The 21515-nt window shown below is 38.7% G+C and carries 20 protein-coding genes; 9 read left to right on the forward strand and 11 right to left on the reverse strand.

All coding sequences use genetic code 11. The features are described from left to right. Nucleotides 1-64: 64 nt before the first annotated feature. On the reverse strand, nucleotides 65-652 hold the full coding sequence (locus BLT94_RS03790; RefSeq protein ID WP_092230572.1) for a 5-formyltetrahydrofolate cyclo-ligase: 588 nt from the start codon (nucleotides 650-652) through the stop codon (nucleotides 65-67). Nucleotides 653-828: 176 nt separating this feature from the next. On the opposite strand from BLT94_RS03790, the gene serS reads away from it, so the two are divergent. The 4 genes from serS to BLT94_RS03810 are packed head-to-tail and all read left to right on the forward strand — an operon-like array spanning nucleotide 829 to nucleotide 5868. Then, the gene (gene serS / locus BLT94_RS03795; RefSeq protein WP_092230575.1) at nucleotides 829-2118 is read left to right on the forward strand and encodes a serine--tRNA ligase; all 1290 of its coding nucleotides are present in this window, start codon (nucleotides 829-831) and stop codon (nucleotides 2116-2118) included. Continuing rightward, on the forward strand, nucleotides 2108-3613 hold the full coding sequence (gene thrC, locus BLT94_RS03800; RefSeq protein ID WP_092230578.1) for a threonine synthase: 1506 nt from the start codon (nucleotides 2108-2110) through the stop codon (nucleotides 3611-3613). The genes serS and thrC overlap by 11 nt, the downstream gene beginning before the upstream one ends. Nucleotides 3614-3616: 3 nt before the next feature. Then, nucleotides 3617-5095: a hypothetical protein gene (locus BLT94_RS03805; RefSeq protein ID WP_092230581.1), complete on the forward strand. Its 1479-nt coding sequence runs from the start codon at nucleotides 3617-3619 to the stop codon at nucleotides 5093-5095. 17 nt (nucleotides 5096-5112) lie between these two features. Then, nucleotides 5113-5868, forward strand: coding sequence for a tetratricopeptide repeat protein (locus BLT94_RS03810; RefSeq protein WP_092230584.1), 756 nt, complete (start codon nucleotides 5113-5115; stop codon nucleotides 5866-5868). Here BLT94_RS03810 and BLT94_RS03815 read toward each other — a convergent pair. The 5 genes from BLT94_RS03815 to pilM are packed head-to-tail and all read right to left on the reverse strand — an operon-like array spanning nucleotide 5865 to nucleotide 11195. After that, entirely contained in the window at nucleotides 5865-8195 is a 2331-nt protein-coding gene (locus BLT94_RS03815) for a type IV pilus secretin PilQ (RefSeq protein ID WP_175530259.1), read from the reverse strand. The two genes, BLT94_RS03810 and BLT94_RS03815, sit on opposite strands and share 4 nt — an antisense overlap. Before the next feature lies 1 nt (nucleotide 8196). Beyond that, on the reverse strand, nucleotides 8197-8889 hold the full coding sequence (locus BLT94_RS03820) for a pilus assembly protein PilP (RefSeq protein WP_092230590.1): 693 nt from the start codon (nucleotides 8887-8889) through the stop codon (nucleotides 8197-8199). Nucleotides 8890-8911: 22 nt separating this feature from the next. Further along, nucleotides 8912-9556 carry a type IV pilus inner membrane component PilO gene (locus BLT94_RS03825; RefSeq protein ID WP_014956110.1) on the reverse strand — a complete coding sequence of 215 codons (645 nt, stop codon included), beginning with the start codon at nucleotides 9554-9556 and terminating at the stop codon, nucleotides 8912-8914. Then, nucleotides 9553-10140 (reverse strand): PilN domain-containing protein, encoded by a 588-nt coding sequence (locus BLT94_RS03830; RefSeq protein ID WP_014956109.1) that lies wholly within the window; start codon nucleotides 10138-10140, stop codon nucleotides 9553-9555. Before BLT94_RS03830 ends, BLT94_RS03825 begins: the two co-directional genes overlap by 4 nt. Further along, complete coding sequence (pilM, locus tag BLT94_RS03835) at nucleotides 10137-11195, reverse strand: type IV pilus assembly protein PilM (protein WP_092230593.1); 1059 nt, start codon at nucleotides 11193-11195, stop codon at nucleotides 10137-10139. Before pilM ends, BLT94_RS03830 begins: the two co-directional genes overlap by 4 nt. A 193-nt stretch (nucleotides 11196-11388) precedes the next feature. Between pilM and BLT94_RS03840 the strand changes: the two genes are divergently transcribed. Together BLT94_RS03840 and BLT94_RS03845 are read left to right on the forward strand one after the other, a co-directional pair. Then, nucleotides 11389-12804: a sensor histidine kinase gene (locus BLT94_RS03840; RefSeq protein WP_092230595.1), complete on the forward strand. Its 1416-nt coding sequence runs from the start codon at nucleotides 11389-11391 to the stop codon at nucleotides 12802-12804. Between the two features lie 12 nt (nucleotides 12805-12816). After that, nucleotides 12817-14187, forward strand: a complete 1371-nt coding sequence (locus BLT94_RS03845) for a sigma-54-dependent transcriptional regulator (protein WP_092230598.1) — start codon at nucleotides 12817-12819, stop codon at nucleotides 14185-14187. A gap of 40 nt (nucleotides 14188-14227) precedes the next feature. Here the strand turns inward: BLT94_RS03845 and BLT94_RS03850 are convergent, their stop codons facing one another. From BLT94_RS03850 to BLT94_RS03865, 4 genes are read right to left on the reverse strand one after another with little or no spacing between them, the layout of a single operon-like run. After that, a complete protein-coding gene (locus BLT94_RS03850; RefSeq protein WP_092230601.1) occupies nucleotides 14228-14917 on the reverse strand; it encodes a tetratricopeptide repeat protein in 690 nt (229 codons plus the stop codon). Nucleotides 14918-14958: 41 nt separating this feature from the next. Further along, nucleotides 14959-15417, reverse strand: coding sequence for an SH3 domain-containing protein (locus BLT94_RS03855; protein WP_092230604.1), 459 nt, complete (start codon nucleotides 15415-15417; stop codon nucleotides 14959-14961). A 24-nt stretch (nucleotides 15418-15441) separates the two neighbouring features. Beyond that, nucleotides 15442-17613, reverse strand: coding sequence for a ferrous iron transport protein B (feoB, locus tag BLT94_RS03860; protein WP_092230607.1), 2172 nt, complete (start codon nucleotides 17611-17613; stop codon nucleotides 15442-15444). 1 nt (nucleotide 17614) lies between these two features. Next, nucleotides 17615-18589 (reverse strand): FeoA domain-containing protein, encoded by a 975-nt coding sequence (locus BLT94_RS03865; protein WP_092230609.1) that lies wholly within the window; start codon nucleotides 18587-18589, stop codon nucleotides 17615-17617. 240 nt (nucleotides 18590-18829) lie between these two features. Here BLT94_RS03865 and BLT94_RS03870 point away from each other — a divergent pair, with 240 nt between their 5' ends. Both BLT94_RS03870 and BLT94_RS03875 read left to right on the forward strand, forming a co-directional pair. Continuing rightward, the gene (locus tag BLT94_RS03870) at nucleotides 18830-19855 is read left to right on the forward strand and encodes a tRNA dihydrouridine synthase (RefSeq protein WP_092230612.1); all 1026 of its coding nucleotides are present in this window, start codon (nucleotides 18830-18832) and stop codon (nucleotides 19853-19855) included. Nucleotides 19856-19879: 24 nt separating this feature from the next. Further along, nucleotides 19880-20218: a YkgJ family cysteine cluster protein gene (locus BLT94_RS03875; RefSeq protein WP_245742933.1), complete on the forward strand. Its 339-nt coding sequence runs from the start codon at nucleotides 19880-19882 to the stop codon at nucleotides 20216-20218. Nucleotides 20219-20227: 9 nt separating this feature from the next. On the opposite strand, the gene BLT94_RS03880 is transcribed toward BLT94_RS03875, so the two are convergent. Further along, nucleotides 20228-20524: a hypothetical protein gene (locus BLT94_RS03880; RefSeq protein WP_092230618.1), complete on the reverse strand. Its 297-nt coding sequence runs from the start codon at nucleotides 20522-20524 to the stop codon at nucleotides 20228-20230. Nucleotides 20525-20844: 320 nt separating this feature from the next. Here BLT94_RS03880 and yedF point away from each other — a divergent pair, with 320 nt between their 5' ends. Next, nucleotides 20845-21459 carry a sulfurtransferase-like selenium metabolism protein YedF gene (yedF, locus tag BLT94_RS03885; protein ID WP_092230621.1) on the forward strand — a complete coding sequence of 205 codons (615 nt, stop codon included), beginning with the start codon at nucleotides 20845-20847 and terminating at the stop codon, nucleotides 21457-21459. Nucleotides 21460-21515 lie beyond the last annotated feature (56 nt).

Genomic DNA, 21515 nt, shown 5'->3' on the forward strand with positions numbered 1-21515 from the left:
CCGATTTTTTTCAGAAACAGTCCTTTTATAATTAATCGCTATTCTTTATTCCGGCTGACAGCAATTATATTTTATAAATCACCCGTTTATCCGTTATGATAATATCAACGGTATACTTTCTAGACTCCATCTGGATCTGATCAACAATCTGCTCCTCATAGGCAAGAGATACTTTCCTGCATGTTTCAGGCAATTTTGTTATCAATTTGCTATAAAAATTATTACCAAACCCAATTCTGCCACCTTTGTCATCAAACGCAAGCCCTGGGATAATGGCAATATCAACAGCTTCCAATGATATCTTCTTGCATTTTTCAATATTCGGTTCAAGGATATCATTAGCACTTGTGATAAGATCTTTATCATAATCACTTATTTTATAAAGATTGATTGCATTTTTTGCATCGGTAAAAACCGGCAAGACAAGTCCTTTTTCTATCTGTAACGCTTTTTTGATAATTCTTTCAGTGGGAATTTCATTACTCACCGGGGTATATAAAAACGCCAGGTGGGCTTCCATGAAATTGGCAAACTCAAAAAGTTTAGCCTCAATAGTTTTATATTTTTCAGAAAGTTCTTCTTTTGTAAGCTTTGCAAGCCGTTCGGCCACCACTGCTAAATTATTATTCTTCCCATTCTTTATTTCATCCATCTCTTTCGTTCCTTATTATTACAAAAAAATTTTAGCAAATATTATGCACAGATTGGCAATTGTCAACCTGCAATAACCATTGACTGTTTACACACCTCGTGATATCAGGTTACAATTGTTAAAGAATCTTTTAAAATAAGAACTTAGCGGATTTAAAAAAGGTAAAATAATAAAAAATGCTGGATTTAAAATATGTAAAAAACAATCTGGAAATTGTTAAAAATGGAATGGAAAAAAGAAAGGCTAAACTTGACTTTACATCTCTTTTGAAAAATGATGACAAAAGAAAAGCCCTGCTTTTGGAAATAGAAGAGTTAAGACACAAAAGAAATATGGTTTCAGATGAGATTGCCAAAATAAAAAAATCCGGCCAAGATGCGGGATACCTTATTGAAAAAATGAGAGACGTGTCTGAAACAATCAAAAAACTGGACAAAGAACTTTCAACAATAAAAGAAACCATCTATGAGTTTCTTATTTCCATACCGAACATCCCCCATGAGGATGTCCCCATGGGCAAAGATGACACACAAAACCGGCTGGAAAAAACCCATGGTCAGCCAAAACAATTTGATTTTAAAGTAAAACCCCATTGGGAAATTGGTGAAGATTTAGGAATTCTTGATTTTACAAGGGCTGCCAAACTGACCGGGGCAAGATTTCCGCTCTATATTGGAAAAGGGGCAAGACTTGAAAGAGCCCTCATTAATTTCATGCTGGACATCCACTCATCCCAACACGGTTACACCGAGGCCCTTCCCCCCTTTATTGTAAATAAAACCACCATGACCGGAACAGGTCAATTGCCCAAGTTTGAAGAAGATCTGTTTAAAATCGAGGGCTTGGATTACTACCTGATTCCGACCTCTGAGGTTCCCATAACCAATATTTATGCCAATGAAATCCTTGACGAGTCAATGCTCCCCTGCAAGTTTACGGCGTATACGCCCTGTTTCAGGTCAGAGGCCGGTTCATACGGCAGAGATACGAAAGGACTGATCAGACAGCACCAGTTTAATAAAGTGGAAATGGTTAAATTAACGACGCCGGAAACCTCTTTTGATGAACTTCAATCTCTGCTTGCCAATGCCGAAAAAATCCTTCAGCTTCTTGAACTGCCCTATCAAGTCGTTACACTTTGCACTGGCGATTTGGGGTTTTCAGCCACAAAAACCTATGATCTCGAAGTCTGGATGCCGGGCCAGGACGACCAGGGCAAATACAGGGAAATCTCCTCCTGCAGCAATTGTCTGGATTTTCAGGCCAGGCGTGCCAACATACGCTTTAGAAGAAAAGGCAATAAAAAACCGGAATATGTTCATACTTTAAATGGTTCAGGATTGGCTGTGGGAAGAACATTTGCCGCCATATTAGAAAATTATCAGCAGGCAGATGGATCTGTCTTGATTCCAGATGCTTTAATACCGTACATGGGAGGCCAAAAGGTGATTTGTCATGAAGCTTGATTTCTTTCCAGAGGATATACGACCTCATATCATACCAAAGACAAGAGAAGGGCTGTACTACAAATGCCTTGGGTGTTCTGCCGAATATTCCATTGAAAAACTGTTGTATGTTTGCCCTGAGTGTAATCAGGTACTGCTCATACAGGATAGAAATGCCGGGTCCTTACAAAAAATTCCAGGGGCTGTCTGGCAGAAAATATTTGATTTCAGAAAAATGTTAAAAATCCCCGCACTCAAGGGAATTTACCGGTATCATGAATTTATCGGACCCTGCATCCCACTGGAATCCATCGTTTACCTTGGCGAAGGTCACACCCCCATTGTTGAAGCCAATGAAACCCTGCAAAAGAAAGTCGGGCTATCCTTTTTTTATAAAAACGACGGACAAAACCCCAGTGCATCTTTTAAAGACCGGGGCATGGCCAGTGCCGTGTCAAGCATCAAATATCTCATCGACCAAAACCTGGTATCGGATGTTATTGCCATCTGTGCCTCCACGGGTGACACCTCTGCTGCGGCATCACTCTATGCCTCTTACCTGGACCCTTTAATCAAATCCGCCGTTCTTTTACCACACAAAAAAGTAACGTCTCAACAATTGTCACAACCACTGGGAAGCGGTGCGCATGTGTTTGAAATTCCGGGTGTTTTTGACGACTGCATGAAAATTGTGGAACATTTGTCAACCCAGTATTCAGTGGTGCTTTTAAATTCAAAAAATGCCTGGCGCATCTTAGGTCAGGAGTCCTATTCATATGAAATTGCCCAGGATTTTGAATGGGATATGGAAAATAAAGTGATCGTTGTTCCCATTGGGAATGCTGGCAATATTTCAGCGGTAATGAACGGTTTTATCAAATTCTATGAAGCCAATATCATTGACTGCCTGCCAAAAATTGTAGGCGTTCAGTCAGAACATGCAGATCCTGTTTTTCAATACTATCTTGAACCGGACGAGACCAAAAGAAAATTTGTACCTGTGGATACAAAGCCAAGCGTTGCCCAGGCTGCAATGATCGGAAATCCGGTTTCAATGCCCAGGGTTGTAAACATCGCAAAGAAATACAACTCGCTTGCCGGTCGTCAACAGGTATTCTTTGTTCAGGTAACAGAACAGTCCATCATGGATTGGCAGCTTCTGGCCAACAAGAACGGACATATTACCTGCACCCAGGGTGGAGAATGCCTTGCAGGGCTTGTGAAAGCACTTGATAAAAAGATTGTCAGCAAAAAAGAGACCGCCATCCTTGATGCAACAGCACATGCCATTAAATTTTCAGAATTTCAGGACCTTTATTTTAACTCAAAAATTCCCAAAGATTATCACATTGATTCCAACCCGGATAAAATCAATTTGCCGTCTCTTATATTGCCTGATAATCCCAATATGGTGCCATCGCAAAAAAAACGACTTGGAGAAAAAGATTTTCAAAACTTTGTAAAAGATATTTCAGAGAAAATTGCCGAAAGATTGAGTCTAAAAGTATCTTTATGATTTATGAAAAAACGGATCTGTTTTAAAATATTTTTTTTCACTGTTTTAGCCTTCTATGCCTATGGCTCGATACCCTTTTTATCCATTGCTGAAGCAAAGGGGATCAAGACGTCTTATAAACGTTATTCAATTTTTAAATATAAAAATGCAGACATCTTGTGTGAACCTTATATTGTGAAAAAAAACGATTGGTTATATAAAATTTTCAGACAAAAAGGGGAAATATCGGAAAAAGATTTCCCCTTTTTTCTTATTATCTTTAAAGAGATCAATCCACAAATCAGCAACATTGATACGATTGAACCGGGCAGTCATATACGCATTCCTTTGAAAAAGGTAAAAAAAGGAGACTATGATCAGAGTACACCCGGCAATATTGATGTGCCGGTCATTGAATTTTCAACTTTACCAAAATACCCTGATCTTTCACCATTTTTAATGGAACATAAGATAAAAAAGGGGGAAACCATTTCAAATCTGGTGGATAAAGAATTTTTGAAAAAAGGCGGTATTATATCGGAAGAAGGTCTAAAAGCATTTCAATTGGCAAACCCCGGCATAAAAGATATCAACATTGTATATGAAGGTGATGATATTTTTCTGCCTGATCCTTCAATAATATCACAATCCTGGTTCCGGTCTTTGTTATCCGAAAAAACAATGCAACAAGAACCCGTAAAAAAGAAGCAACCGGCAAAACATTTTAAACTGGAAGCCTGCGAACTCACACAATTAAAAAGATATTGTTCGCTCATTGATGGAACCCTTTTAAGCCGAGGCAAACTGTATTTTCCCGGTAAAAACGACTCTAACCCGTTTATTGATTTAGCTTCCACCCCAATTATTGAAACCCAGAATGGGTCTAAAACACTCATTATATCAGATAAAAATGCTAATGATGAGCTGTTAAAAAGTGTAAAAACCTATTGGAAAAATTTAAAAATTAAATCAATATCGGAAACAATTGATACGCTTGGCACACTAAAAAATAATCGTAAAACAATTCAACCCCAAAATATAACCGCTGAATATCAAACAATTATTAAAACCCTTCTGGATCAAGCAGGTCATGAGTATATCCCAAACGAAAAAATACCGTTTACACTCCATAATATTCACCTTGAAGCTTCCTTCGGCAGAGTCGTAAAAAAAGACGCCTCCGATCTTTTGATCAACTTTGGAACGGTCTATGGTGCGGCCCTGGAGGTCCTGGAAAAAAAAGAATTTAAAATCATTTCCATAACACCGAAATTGACCATGCTCGAACTGATTGGAAATCTGTTTTCCCATCTTGGATATTCAACATGGAAGAATCCTTCTTTTTTTACAGGGGGATCAGTTGAAAGCCTTAATGGCCTGTATGCAGATAAAAAGCAGGACAAATTGTTTATTCCTGTTAAACCCTTAAGCCATAACGCTGTATCGTACCTGAAAAAAGAAGATATAAAAATCCTATCTCCAAAAAACACAGACCTATTCTGATAAAAGGAAACCTTTGTATGAAAAACCTATGCTACCTTTTTTTTGCCTTTTTTTTTATGATATCATGTGCATCTAACAACTTGCATTCGGAAAACAAAAGAAAAATCGCTGCTGCAACGCAAAGAGTTGGTGAAGAATACTATAATGCCGGCAAGTATACGGCTGCCTTAAAAAATCTTCTCGAAGCCCAAAAAATAATACCCAATGATCCCTATCTTCATAACAGCCTGGGACTTGTATATCTGGCAAAGCAACGATATGATCTTGCGGAAAATGAGTTTAAAAAGGCATTAGACCTTAAGGCAGATTATAGTCAGGCAGAAAACAATCTTGGCGCAGTATATCTAAAACAGGAAAAATGGAATCTTGCCATCAAATGCTTTGAATCGGTTTGTGAAAACCTTTTGTATTCAACGCCTGAAATTCCCTTATCAAATCTTGGCTGGGCGTATTTTCATCAGAAAATGTTTAAAAAAGCCAAGCAATACTTTATTCAATCCATGGAAATCAGGCCTGATTTTCTAATTGCAGTCCACGGGATTGCATCCGTTTATAATGAAACAGGCTATCCCAGTAAGGCAATTGAGTTTCTTCACCGCGCACTGGAAAAGAACCCGGGGGCTGCCATTCTTCACTCTGATCTGGCAAAAGCTTATGAAGCATTAAAAGAATTTGATAAAGCTCAAAAAGCTTGGAAAAATGTCCTTAAATCAGTACCTGAAACATCCTCACTTGCAAAGGAAGCACAAAAACATCTTTTTGAGATGAATTAATTTATTGTTGTTGTTAAATTGTTTCTTTTTTGTTCCAACTGTACAATTGAAGGTGTTATAAATATTAAGAGTTCGTTTCTATTGTCGGTATTTGTATCTGTTCTGAACAGTCTTCCCAAAACAGGAATTTCGGAAAGAATGGGGGCTCCTGTTCTGCCTTGATTATCAGATGTTTTTACGATTCCGCCAATAACGATGGTATCATTATCGTTCACTAACAACTCAGTTTGAGCCTCATTGGTTGTAACGGATGGAACCGAATTAATAATATCGCCAATATCATTTTTTGTTAAATGGACAACCATTGAAATTCTTTTATCCTGTGTTACATGAGGAGTAACTTCCAACTGCAAATTAACTGTTTTAAAGCTAACAGACGACCCACCTGTATCATCCCTTTCAAGGTATCCATATTCAAGGCCCTGAGTGATTTTTGCGCTTTTATTGTCCAGTGTAAGTATCCTGGGAGAAGACACGATTTTAAGATCCCCCTTTGTTTCAGATGCAGCTATTTGTGCATTCATGCTTAAAAAATTAGATCCCAGAATTCTATAAAAATTAAAATTACCGACTCCCCCAGACCCGGAAGGATTATTCAAGGCAATGTTGAAGTCCTCATCATATCCTGTATGGGGAGTTTGACTCTCGGAAAAACTAAAACCAATCCCAAGTGCCCGTGAAAAATTTTTTGTCACCTCCACAATCTTTGCTTCAATCATAATTTGAGGAGTGACTTTATCCAGCCTGAAGATAATTTCCCGGGCCTGATCCACTTTTGCCTGAGTATCAGTAAAAATTATCATATTGGTTCGTTTATCCACACTGATCTTACCTCTGTCTTTTGTTAAAATTTGATCTATATGAGGTTTGATATCAGCTTCTACATCTGAATAATTTATAGGTATATATTCTGTGACTAACGGTTCAAAACTTTTTTTCTGTTCCAAAGTTTTTTTCCTGGCAGCAATGGCCTCTTGTTCTAATTGTTCATCCTTTTTAAGGGTATCCAGGGTCGCAATTCGAATAACATTTCCTTCTTTTTTCTGGCCCAGGTTATTCATTTTTAACACAAGATCCAGCACCTGATCCCAGGGAAGAGGATCTTCAAGGCTTAAGGTTACTTTTCCCTCAACATTGTGATCAATGGCAAAATTGAGTCCCCCGATACTTTTAAGTATCCTGAAGACATTCTTGATATCGGTTTCATAAAAATCCAGCTTGATTTTTTCGCCCGTATACTTTTGAGGCGATCCGAAAATTTCTTCTTCCATGGTTTTCTTTCTATCTTGTACCGCTGCTGTTTTTTCCGGCAAATCAATATTTTTTTCCTGGCCCTCGAGAAACTGGATTTGCTCACCACTGATCATTTCTTTCCGTGCCTTACTGAACACAGGCGGTTCAATTGTGGAGGGTTCAAAAAACAAGGAAATGATATTTTGATCCTGAACAATGCGATAAGGAACCTGTTCCCTTATTTTTATCTCAATTTTAGAATTATTTTTTTTCCCCGGAACCTGTATCGGCAGTAAACTTTTTACGGCAGATTTAAAATAGTGCGTTAAAATTGGCCGTTTATGATACTCTGGGATAATTGTATTATACAGATTCAAATATAATTTATCGTTACTGCCCCGAATGATGTCATATTTTACAGGAAAAGTTGTCTGGACAATGATATCGGATTTTCCGTTTTCCATTGTGTTAAACTCAATATCGGTCATTGTCGCAAGTTTACCGGGAATAATTATATTCTCTTTGGATACAACTCTTTCCTGAGAAGGGTTATCTGCAAGGGCAGGAACTGAATTTACTGTCCCTGTTAAAGCCTGCTGATTTGTCTCCATGCCTCTGAAAAGTGTTAGTTTCAGGACATTGTCATTTTCCATCACATCATAATCAAGTTCCTCTTTGAGCAAAATCTCAACTTTGGCCGTGGTCTTGTCTTCATCCGCATAATTTACGATCAAATCACCAATACTGTTGTTTTCAGGCACACTCGTGGTTAATCCATCAGCAATTTGAGTTTCCGGAAAATAAACGGCAATTCCAAAGGGAAAAGGTTGTTTTATAGAAGCATAACCTACTAATTTCTGATTTCCTTGAATCATGATCTCAATAACATTATCACGTAACGCGATACTTACAGCACTAATCTCTTTGCCACTGAAAACTGAAGCCGTTCTATCTAATATTTGCGGCTGTATCTGTTCAGCAGTTGTAACTGTTTCAATTTTTTGGGCACCACACCCGACAATAAGACATACAAGGCCCAAAAAGCCCAATAATTTTATGATATTGTTTATTCTCTTTATCTGAAAAAAAAACATTTTACTCCTCATTGTCATTTTTATGAAGTTTTATTTCCTGAACACGCTCTTTGGGTCTTCCCTTATAATCCCTGACAAGCTCTTTGATCACAATACTATTATTTTTAATTTCAGATACTCGCCCCTGGTTTTTTCCAATATAGGTGCCGATGGCAACCTCATACCCTTTGCCTGTAGCCTCCTCCACCATTGCAATCTGCCTGTCTTTCATGACAATGACGGCAACCAGACGAATTTGATTTAAGTCAATTTTCTCAAGGGGGGTCAGAATTCTTTTGGGTCTGTCATCAACAATAGGCATGTTTTCTTCCGGTTTATCCTGAATTAACGGTTTAAACGGATCTGTTTTGCCTTTAAAATCATAATGCCGCTCTTTTTCCATATCCGAGTTTATCTCTGATACCTTATGATTTTTCTCTGCCAATGATTCGTCTTTAGGAATTGGTTCTGTTTTAGTTGTTGGGTTGGCTTTGGGAATTGGTTCGGTTTTGGATGTTAATCCGGCTTTGAGGTTTAATTTGTTTTTTTTATGATCTTTTTCAAGTTTATTTTGAACAATGGATTGACTTATTTTTCCTGAGACGACATCAGGTGTTAGTTTAGCTTTTACAGGTGGCGGATCATCACATGCAAAAAGCAAAAAGATAAGACCGCATAATATTAATAAAATAATTTTTGAATCAACCCTTATCATGAATTCTTTTTATTTATCCCTATTACTTTCTTTTTTTCCGTTGATTTTTTTTTGAGGACTTTATATTTTCAACAAACATATAGGTAACAGCCTTGCAACTCATTTCCAATATATTACCGCCCTTTTTACCTTTAACATCAACATCATTTATATTTACAATCCTGTTCAGCCTTGTAATTTGAAAGAAAAAATCCGTAATCTGATGATATCTGCCTTCCACCTTGATGGAAACGGGAATTTCTTTATAAAACTCCTTATTTATCTCATTATTCGGTTTAAACAAGTGAAAAGCCAGACCGGCATCGCTCCCTGCTTTGGAGATGCCCGTCAGCAAAGCGGGTATTTCTCTTTTATCAGGAAGTGCTTTCATTGCCTCGTTAAACTTTTCCTGGGTTGCGGCCATCATTTTTTCATATTTTAAAATCTCAGCAGCCCTTTTTTTATAAGTTGAAAGTTTATTTAATTGAGTTTCATAATTTTGTTGAACTTTTTTTAATTCTTCATGCTTGGGCATAAAAACAAAATAATAGTATGCTCCACCAATAACAGCAAATGTAATAAGACAAACAAGCAACCGCTGTACTTTTGTGAGCGCCCCTATTTTTTCAAAGACAAGGCTTAATCTTTCTTTTATTTCATTGATTTTGTTTTTTTCACTGTTCTTCATTTTCTGCCTTGCTTTAAAGCCTCTTTTTCAACTGGTTTGGGCTTTGCTTTTACACACAATAATTCAAATGATTTTAACATCACATCATTTTTAAACTTTCTCATTTGAGCTGTTTTCAAATCAACTTTACTGAAAAGAATTGATTTTTCAAGTTTTTCCATGAAATCTGCAATGGTAGGGTTGTCAAATGCAACTCCTTTGATCGTAACATTATCGTTACTTGTTTTAAAACTTTCAAGCCACATTCGTTCGGGAACAATAAGATCTGTCATACCATCAAACAATAGCAATTGTTTTTCCCGCTGTTTTTTCAATAAAGAGACAATTTCAAGCTTATCTTCAAGCACTTTCAGGTCTTTCTTTATTTTGGCAACCCGATCTGCCTTTTCTTTATATTTTGAAATTTGAGAGTTTACCTGGTTTGTTTTTTCTTTTACCGTTAAAATTTGTTTGTTTACGGTAATCGTATACCATACAAGGGCTACAACAGTGAGTAAAATCAACAATAAGAAAACAGATATCTGTCTTCTGATATTCTCTTTTTTCCTGGCAATTCTAAATGGTAAAAGATTAATTCTGATCATTTATCATCTACTCTTCTTAATGCAAGCCCTATGGCTATCGGTGCCAGGGGAGCTGCCTTGGCTATAAAAGAATCTGGAAATTTTTTTTCATTTACAATCAACCCTTCAAACGGATTAATTATTGATACATCAGCCTCAAGTTCAGATAAAAGACAATCTTTAAATCCTTCAACAAAGACACCGCCCCCACTGAGTACTATTTTTTCAACTTTCTCATCATTGGCCCCGGATTGATATGTATTAACCACTTCACATATTTCAGAACACCATGACTGCGCAATACTCAAACTAATTTCTTGAATCATGCCCCGGGTAACAACGTCATTTCCGCCTCCATTAACTGCCTGTTCCGCCTCATCAACCGTTATATCAAATTGACTTGCAATCTCTTCTGAAATCTGATTTGTCCCCGATACCGTATCCCTCATCATTAAAGATGAGTTTGATTTCAATATGTTTAAAGACGTTTTTGATGCTCCTACATCAATCAACATGGTTGTTTTCTCACGACTTTCATAGGGAAGTATTTCATAGGTGTTTTGAAGCGCAAAGGTATCAACATCAATTATTTTCGGATTAAGTCCGGCCAGGTGAATCAAATCAATATATTCAGCCACCAGATCTTTTTTAACTGCAACCAGCAGCACATTCATCTGTTCAGGCGAAATCTCACTTTCTCCCAGAATTTGATAATCAATATTAACATCATCAATATCATAAGGAATATATTGTTCCGCTTCTGAATATATTGTATCATGAAGCTCTTTGTCAGGCCTGGTAAACGTATTGATTGTTTTTATAACAACAGAATGCCCGCCTGTTGAAATTGCAACATTTTTTTCATGAATTTTCTGAGATTTAAAAAGCGTCCTGATATCATTGGCAAGACTTTCCATATCCATAATCCTGCCTTCAGAGATGACGCCCGGATTGATTCGAGTCATACCAAATTTATTTAAGATGCGTTCTTTCCCGGTTACCTTGAGTTCAGCAACTTTAATGGAAGAAGAACCGATATCCAGACCTACAAGATGATCTTTTTTTCCAAATATCATACACTTTCACAATAATAAGGTAAAACCAATGTTACTCACGATAATGCAAACAATCTTTTTTATATTGATCTATAGCAGCAATATCCATATACTGTCATGCGAAATTGCTGTAAAACCAAGCACTATCATATTTTTTGCTCAATTAATAGCAAAAAACAAAAAGAGTTGTCAAACTTAAAAAGAATAAAACATAATGTTACAAAAAACCAACAGAAAACAAGGTATCAAACCCTTCAGATTAGTTAAATTTTTCACATTCTCTTCTCTTGTGATAATGTTCACTGCAACAATTGTCATCTCAGCTTTGAATGTACACTGGGTAAGAAATATTCTCCTGGAAAAAAGTGAAGAATACGCGTCCCTTCTTGTTGAAAACCTTAACCATCAGATTATTTCAAGATTTATGCTCCCTGCATTAATACAATACGGGGAAATCAGATTAAGAGAAAAAAAACAATTTATTCTGATGGACAGAGTCGTCCGCTCAACCCTGCATAGCTTTAATGTAGAAATGGTAACTATTTATGATGAAAAAAACATCATCTCCTATAGCTTTGATCAAAGCAAAATAGGGCAGCAAAACGCCGGGGGTGTTCATTATGAAAAAGCCATGAAAAAACAAGCCACATCAAGACTTTTACAGCAGGGAAGCTTTCTGGAGCTGCTGTTCTGGTTTCCTCAGGAAACAAAAATCATCACCTTTGCCCCCTTGAGAGCTGAAAAACAACTATCCCCCGCCTTTGCCGGACCGGTACTGGGCGTGGTTGAAATTGTCCGGGATGTCTCCGATGATTACAAGCAAATCGTTAAACTTCAAGGACTTATTGTCGGATCCTGTTTTATTGTCATGGGGATTCTCTTTTTGGTTCTTCTATTCGTTGTCAGGCATGGAGAAAAAATCATAGAAAAAAGAGCAGATGAAAGGCGCAAACTGGAAGAAAAACTGCGTCAGGCCGAACACTTGTCCGCCATTGGTGAGATGACTGCCGGAGTATCTCATGAAATCAGAAATCCTTTGGGAATTATCAAAAGCAGTGCGCAATTATTGAAAAAAAAGATGGACAAACTGGATGCCAAGAGCCAAATACCAGATATTATTGTTGAAGAGTCTGCCAGGCTTGATCATATTATTACCGATTTCCTCGATTTTGCCAGACCGAAAATCCCGGATATCCATCCTTGCAGGGTCGAAGAGCTTATAGAAAAAAACATTGCCTACCTTACCCCCCAGATAGAAGATCATGATGTGCAAATTATCAAAGACATACCGGATGATCTGCCTGAAATCCTTGCTGACAGTGCCATGCTGTACCAGGCGTTTTTAAATATTTTGATCAATGCCTTCCAGTCCCTGAAAAACAATGGAAGTATTACCATACGGATAAAACATGATTATACCAGCATCTGTATTAATTTTATCGATAATGGAGAAGGCATCAATGAACAGGTCTTAAAAAAAATATGGGCCCCCTTTTTTACAACAAAAGATACCGGAACAGGATTGGGCCTTGGTATTGTAAAAAATATGATTGAAGCCCACAATGGAACAATTACAATTACGAATATGGAACCCAAAGGGGCAAATGTGGAAGTTACACTTCCGGTTTAGGAGACAGATTAAATGGAAAATATCCTGATTGTTGATGATGAAAAAAATTATCCCATGATAATAGGAGAGCTTCTTCAAGAAGAAGGTTATGCATCCTTAACCGCTTCCAGTGGAATGGAAGCATTGGATATATTGAACAATGAACTTATAGACCTGGTTTTGACCGATGTAAAAATGCCCGGGATGAGCGGCATCCAATTACTGAAAAAAATAAAACAAATCAAACCGGACATCCCCGTCATCATTATGACGGCTTACGGCAGCGTTGAAAAAGCCGTGGAAGCCATGCATAAAGGAGCATACACCTTTATTCTCAAACCGTTTGAAAACCAGGCCCTCATTGCCCACATTGCCAAAGCCCTGTCGGTTTATAAAATTGTTCAGGAAAACAGTGTTCTTAGAGAGGCCATCACCTCACGGTATAGTTTTGATAATATTATCGGGAAAAGCAAACCCATGCAGGAAATTTATGAAATTATCAAAAAAGTGGCTCCGTCAAATGCCAGCATCCTGATTGAAGGTGAAAGCGGCACAGGAAAAGAACTGGTGGCAAAATCGATCCATTATAACAGCCCGAGACATAGCAGCCCCCTGATTGCAGTGAACTGCTCAGCATTTGCTGAAACACTTTTGGAAAGTGAGTTGTTCGGCCATGAAAAAGGGGCGTTCACAGGGGCAGGCACGCTGAAAAAAGGACGATTTGAAATGGCAGACAAGGGAAGCCTCTTTCTTGATGAAATCGGCGAGCTTCCCATTTCCCTCCAGGTAAAGCTGTTAAGGGTTCTCCAGGAAAAAACAGTGGAACGGGTCGGCGGGACCGCATCCATTCCTGTTGATTTCCGCCTGATTGCGGCCACCAACAAAAACCTTGAAGACGAGGTAAAAAAAGGCAATTTCAGAGAAGATCTCTTTTACCGGCTCAATGTTGTCAAGACGGTTATCCCCCCCCTTCGAGACCGATCCGAGGATATTCCGTTGCTGATCAAACATTTTATTGACAAATATACCCGTGAGCCCCACGCCACCGGCAAAGTATCCGGGATCAGCCCTGAAGCCGTCAAAATGCTGTACGAGTATCATTGGAAAGGCAACGTAAGGGAACTTGAAAATACGATAGAACGCGCAGTCATCCTCTGCAGCGGTGATACCATCACCCCGTCCGACCTTCCATCCCATGTGAGGCAAACCAAGCCTTTCACACTCGATCTGGATGGAATTCCAGAGGGTGTCGGCCTTGCGGAAACCCTGGCCGCAGTCGAGAAAAGGATGATACAAAGGGCAATGAAACTTTCGGGCAACGTTCAGACAAAAGCAGCCAAGCTTCTGGGAATAGGAAAAAGCGGGTTGAACCAGAAACTGAAAAAATTCAACCTGGATAAATGATTTAATAAAATAATAAGTGTTTCAAAATTTTAAATTATTATCACTTCATTTCAGCAATTTTACTCTGGGCAACCGGCTTGTACATGGAATTTTCATATTCCGTTACAATTTTTTCATACATTTTCTTGCTCTCGACCGCGTTATTATCGGTTTCATACAACATTGCCAAGGTATATCGTGCTTCATCCTTGAGAAGATCGGTTTTCCCTTTTTCGATTTGAAGAAAATATTTCTCAGCTTCGTCAAACTTTTTTTGTGCAAGACAGACATGCCCCAACGATGCTAAAAGCAGATTTTCCATAAGCGCTTCATCATCAAATATATCAAGAGCTTCTTTATAATATTGATAACTTTGATCAAATTTTGAAGCATCATAACATATTTTGGCAAATTTAACCTTGGCCTGCCTGCCCGCAACAGTATTGGTATAATCGGTAAAAATAAGTTGAAAATCATCTTTGACTTGCGCATACCCTTTATCAGGATCCTTGGTGTCCACATATTTTTTTAATGCCTTGTTCACAAGTCTGGCAGAACTGTTTTCAGCTTTTTGAAAACTGTACATAACCCCTGAAAAAACCATCACCAACAAAACAACAGCACCTGCAATCAGAATCAATTGCTTTTTATATTGTTTTGCACAGGCCATTGTTTTCAAAAGATTTTCCTGAAAAGAGTCTAATTTTTCAAGCTCTTTTTTCCGTTCATTTGATACTTTCTGATCTGCCATTCTTCCACCCAGCCCTAAAAATATATATTAATAATTAAGCATTACCACACCAGTGTTTTATAAATCCACCCGATATCCCCGTCTGCATGCTCAATTTTGATCCAATTTCCCTTTTTTCCAAGAACCTTGAACGGCACGCCTTTTTCTGTCGTAAACAAAATAGTGCTGTCTGTAACCGGTTTAGATCGGATATTGCATTTGTTTTTTATCGTAATCACACTTGCCGTGCTGCCTAAAAGAGATTTATGAAGCCAGGCCACATCATTTTCAAAATCCTTAATTTTATACCAGTCCTCTTTTTTTTCAACAATGGTAACGGGATGATATTGCTCTACCTGCCACAGCACATCATATTTTGTACCCGGACCCGACCGCATATTGGCGATACCGGCCGTAACACAAAGCCTTTCCTGCGCAACAAGTAAAGCCGGTAAAATCAATAAACCGGCCAAAGCGGCTGTAATAATTTTAGTGACAACGTTAATTTTCAAATGCTTCATAAAAGCCTCCGTATTTTTTTTCTCCTAACCAAAACCTAAAATCATTCCCGTCTGGTATACCAAAAAAGACATGCCCCATGCAACCATAGTTGTGTATATCACATTAAAACCAGCCCATTTTGCTGAAGTTTCCTTGTAAATCGCTATAATCGTTGCAAAACAGGGCACATACAGCAAAACAAACACCATCATTGAGAGGGCAGACAAGGCTGTCATACCAGAATTCTTAAGCGCTTTTTTCAGTGCATCTCCCTCATCATTGCCAACACCATATAACACACCCATTGTACTGACAACAACCTCTTTGGCAACAAACCCCGTCACAAGTGCCACACTGGACTGCCAGCCTATCCCAATAGGTTTAAAAAACGACTCTAACACTTTTCCAATCCTGCCGATATAGGATTTGGATACGCGTTCCTGCTCCTTGCTATTATTTATCTGTTTTAATTTCAGCGCTAACTGCCGGTTTAATTGTTCAATCTCCAAATCGTTTGCCAAAGCAATTTTCCGGGAATACTCAAATTTTACCGTATTGATCTGTTCATCATAATCCACGGAATAAAAAATTGTTTTGGGAAAACTTGAAAGCGCCCATATAATAATTGAACCGATCAAAATAACCCCGCCCATTTTTTTAAGAAACATTTTGCTTCTTTCCCACATATGAATCAAAAGGCTTTTCAGCATCGGCATTCTATAAGGCGGCAGCTCCATAATAAATGGGGCCTCTTCTCCTTTAAACAAAACAGCTCTTAAAATTCTGCCGGATAAAATTGCAATGACAATACCGGTAAAATAAAGAGTGAAAATAATTGTCCCCGCTTTTTCGGCAAAAAAAGTGCCGGCCAATACAATATACACCGGAAGCCTTGCCGAACAAGACATGAAAGGAGTCATCAGAATGGTTAAAATCCGGTCCTTATAACTCTCCAGGGTTCGCGTGGCCATAATCGCCGGCACACTGCAGCCAAATCCCATCAACATGGGGATAAAAGATTTTCCGTGAAGCCCGGAGGTATGCATCACCCTGTCCATCAAAAAAGCAGCCCTTGCCATATATCCGGTATCCTCAAACAAGGCGATACAGAAAAACAAAATTAGAATATTGGGCAGAAAAACAACGACACTGCCGATACCTGCGATAACACCATTCAACAAAAGATCCTTGAACATGGAAGCCGGCAAAATTTTATCCAGACTGTCAGACAACAGAGAAACCGACATGTCCAGCCATTCCATGGGATATGCACCAAGAGAGAAAGTCAGTTGAAACATGGCCCAGATAAAAAAGATAAACACAGGGATTCCAAAAAATCTATCAGTGAGTACAAGGTCAATATTGCGTGACATATCAATACGCTTAATGGCAAGATTGCTCACTGTTTCTTTTACAATCCCGGCAATAACCCCATACCGGTCATCGGTCAATACAATTTCAAAATCATCTTCAAACAAATCAAAAATTCTTTTGCGGCAATTTTCTGCAATGTGAAAAATTTTCTCTGCTTCCTGTGATGACAATTCCCTGAGTTTACCTTTAACGATCTTATCATCTTCAAGAATTTTAATTGCCGTCCATCTCAGCACATCATCAAGATTTAATTTGCTTTGAATAAGTTGATCTTCAACCTTGGAAATACATGATTCAATATCCTTGCCGTAACGGATATCCCGGCTTTTTTTCCCTGCATTAAACCGGGTTATCTCCTCAACAGCGGCATCAACAAGTTTATCAATCCCCCTGTTTTTATTTCCAATGGTAAAGACCACTGGCAGGCCAAGCAACAAGGATAATTTTTTTTCATCAATTTTAATCCCTTTTGCTTCCGCCACATCCGCCATATTCAGGACAAACAATGCAGGTCGTCCAAGCTCAAGAATTTGAATGGCCAGAAAAAGGCTTCTTTCAAGATTGGAGGCATCAATAATCGCCACAACAATGTCAGGACTTTCATTTAAAATAAAATCTCTGGCTGTGATCTCTTCAATTGAAAATGGCGTCAGGCTATAAGTTCCCGGAAGATCAACCACCCTCAAGTCATAATCTTTATGGCGCAGCTTTCCTTCTTTTTTTTCCACGGTTACACCCGGCCAGTTTCCAACTTTCTGCCGGGCACCTGTGAGGTTGTTAAATATGGTTGTTTTGCCGCAATTGGGGTTCCCCGCAAGGGCAATGGTCATTTTTTCAGTCATATTACCTTTTTCTGAATCTTACGTTTTCCACAAGTATATTTGCGGCCTCCTCAACTCGAAGAGAAATATGATATCCTTTGATCACAAGCTCAATAGGATCTTTTAAAGGTGCGTATTTTTCAACATATATTGTTGATCCCCTGTTGATCCCCATTTCAAGCAATCGCCGTCTTAAAACGCTTTCTCCTGAAACCTTTCTGATAATGCCTTCCTGGCCTGTTTTCAATTGGCTGAGCATAAGGGGTGACTCAAAGGTATCTTTGTCTTCTCGATCTTCATCAGGGCTAAGCGCTTTTCCCTGGTCAAAGGATTGAACCCTGATTTTTTCAGCCATGCCTTTGCCTAAAACCAACCGGTTATCGCCTGTGGCAATCACCACCTGGCCGCCAAACCCGCTGGAAACGACTTCGATCAAATCCCCGATTTTAAGTCCCATTGAAGAAATTCGAAGCTGCATATTTTTACCTGCTTCAAATTCTTTTACAATAAGTTTTTCCCCTTGTTTGGCCTTATGAAGCTGAACCAGTTCATTGCGATGTTCCATACACTTTGAACAAATGCCGTATATTTCCATTTTATGCTGAAGCATGTGGAACCCATACGCATGCGCAACCTTGAGCTGCTGTTTTTCTATGGCCTCATCTTTGAATTCCAGTATGCTGCCGCATTTTGTACAGACCATATGGTCATGATGCAATCCAATATGCCTGTGTTCATATTGGGTCTCTTTGTCATCAAACTCTACTTTGCATGCAAATCCAAACCGGCACAAAAGCTCCATGCTGTTGAATATAAAACCTTCATCAAGCTTGATCCCGTCCGCTTTAAGCTGCAACTGGATATCTTTGATTGTGACATGGTGTTCAAGCTTTAAAAAAGCTTCCAAAACCTGAAATTTGAGGTTAAACTGGTCAACACCCTGTTGTTGAAACAATCTTTTAAACTGCTTTTTTTCTTGCTCATGTGTATCAATCATTGCTTTTTGTCCCTTAAAATAACGTTCTAAGATATTATAGCTGCTGGTGTATGTCAAGCAAATGGAACGAAATGGAATACCCCATTGACAAGAGCATATATTCTCAGATACTTAAGCCACTTTAATCAAACATTTTTATAACTGCTATGGGTAGACTTGTTATTTACCTTGGTTTGTCCACAACAAAACATTAAAGTAAATGTTAAAATTTAAAAAACTTTCATATAAAAAAAATAAACCATGAAGAATCTCAAGCTTTCTAAATATCTTTTAAAAGATTTAACCATAAAAAACCAAACCATTCATAACCGTATGGTACTTGCGCCCCTGGCAGGCCTTGGTCATATAGCCTTAAGACAGCTTATCTCTGAATTCGGCGGGTTTGGACTGTTGTTTACAGGGATGTGCAGTGCAAAAGCAGTCCCTCATGAAAATCCCAATACCTCCCTGGTGTTTAAATGGCGGCCAGAAGAACTGCCCTGGCTTGTCTGTCAGATCTTTGGATCAGACCCTGAAAATATGGCCCGGGCTGCAGAACGAATTGAAAAAGAAGGTTTTTTCGGGGTGGATCTTAATTTCGGATGCTCTGTGGCGGCTATCTGCAAAAAAGGATGCGGGGCTGAGCTGTTAAAAAATCCTGATCTTTCATCAAACATAGTGAAAACGGTAAGTGATGCAGTCTCGATTCCGGTCTTTGTTAAATTCAGGATCGGATGGGAAAATAACCCTCAATCTGCCGTTGATATGGCCAGACGGTTTGAAGATGCCGGGGCAAATGCACTGACCTTCCATCCACGGATTGCACCGGACAGAAGAAACCGGCCACCCCAATGGGAGGTGATCAAACTTGTCCGGCAGGCCGTCTCCATACCCGTGTTCGGCAATGGCAATCTTTTTCAGGCAGAAGACGGGATAAAAATGATTGACCAGACATCCTGCCATGGACTGTCCGTCGGGAGAATGGCAGTTGCAAGGCCATGGCTGTTCGCCCAGTGGACAAAGGACTTTTCCCCGGGAAATGATATTTTTTTTACCACTGCCATGAGAATGACCCGGATTCTTTCAGATCATTATGAAGATCATTTTAGCGTTAAGCTCTTTAAAAAGTTTTCTCCCTATTTTTGCGCTAATTTCAAATTCGGGCATAGCATCTTAAAGAAACTGATGCGCGCTCAAACAATGGATGATATCAGAAACAACCTTGATTCAATATTTGAATCCACACCCGAAACCCTTTCAAGACCAAACCTTAATTTGTTCTTGTAGTGTCCAAACTTAATGAATAAAAAAATGACAAAACTTGATCTTTCAAGATTCAAATGCCTGGGATGCGGGGCCTGCTGCAGACAGGAAGGATATGTCAGGCTGAAAAAAAACGAAACGGACATCATTGCAGCTTTCTTGAACATGGATGTTTATCAATTCATTGAAACCTGTACGATCCTGACCAAAGACAGGCACAACCTCTCTTTGGTAGAAAAAGAAAATGGTGAATGTATGTTTTTAACGCCGAAGGGTTGCAGGATCAATGATGTAAAGCCGGATCAATGCCGTGATTTTCCTCTCAAATGGAAATTCACGGCATTTGAAAAAATTTGCGCCTGGGCAAAAAAAGAATTAAAAAAATAAAATATACCCTTACAGGCCCAGTATTGCCAAGCCTTCTTCAAGTTCAAAATACGGCTTAAGATCATATTTATATCCGGGCACACCAAAATAGATGGCCAGACTTTCACCAATGGCTTTTAAGCCTTCTGCAAGCCTGTCATTGCTCAGCTCATAAAATGTAATGGAATTCATGCCACCGGTTTTACTGGCCGACACATAGGGTCCCTTTTTATTGAGAAACTCCGGCAAAACAGGTGCCTTCAGATATCGTTTTGCAATTTCCTTGGTACTTTCAGGGGGATAAGTAACATTAGAAATAATGACCATGTTTGTCTCCTTTTTTTAACAATTATATTCATGTCAATGTAAGGAAAAGTATGGTCATATAAGACCCTGGCTGTCAAATCTTTTCAATATTCTTTTTCAAAGAAAACATATTTTTCAGGCTTAATAACAACATTGGCCATTGGCTCACCAATATTATGTGTGAGCAATGTTGTTATAAATTTCAAGCTTTTCAGATCCATTATCAATATTTTCAATGACAATTAAAATTCATATCGAATATTGCTATTTGACGAAACCTTAAAGGGTTCATAATTTCAGCGTTAAAATAAATTAAAAAAGAGAATGATAAGGAAAAAATAATGATAAAAAAAATTGATTGCCGAAAACTTCAATGTCCGGCACCCGTACTTAATACAAAAAAATTTCTTGAAAAGGAACCAGCCACTGAAATTGATGTTATTGTAGACAATGATGCTGCCGTGGAAAATGTAAGCAGATTCTTAAGTTTCCATGGATTTGAGGTGTCCGTGGATACTGATGGTGTAACCTCAACCATATCCGGACGAAGAGACCCTGAAACCGCCACGATACTGGAAACAAATCTTGATCATACTAAAACAACCCACAATTCAGACACTCAAAAAATTTTAGTTGTTATTTCCTCACAGCAAATCGGAAAAGGGGATAATGAACTGGGTCAAAAACTGATGATCAATTTTGTCAAAACCCTCAAAGAGATGGGCAATGATCTCTGGCGCCTGATTCTTTTAAACGGCGGTGTAAAATTTTCCACCAAAGATTCCAAAATTCTTGAAGATCTAACCGATCTTGATGCTTCCGGCGTGAGCATTCTTGTTTGCGGGGCCTGCCTGACCCACTTTGGATTAATGGACGCAAAGGTCATCGGTGAAACAACCAACATGCTGGATGTTGTAACATCAATGCAGTTAGCCGACAAAGTCATCAATATATAATTAACTGTGCTGCATTATCTTTGAGCCTCACCCATGTCAACATAATTTATCCCCCC

Source organism: Desulfobacula phenolica (genome assembly GCF_900105645.1).
GTDB classification, from domain to species: domain Bacteria; phylum Desulfobacterota; class Desulfobacteria; order Desulfobacterales; family Desulfobacteraceae; genus Desulfobacula; species Desulfobacula toluolica.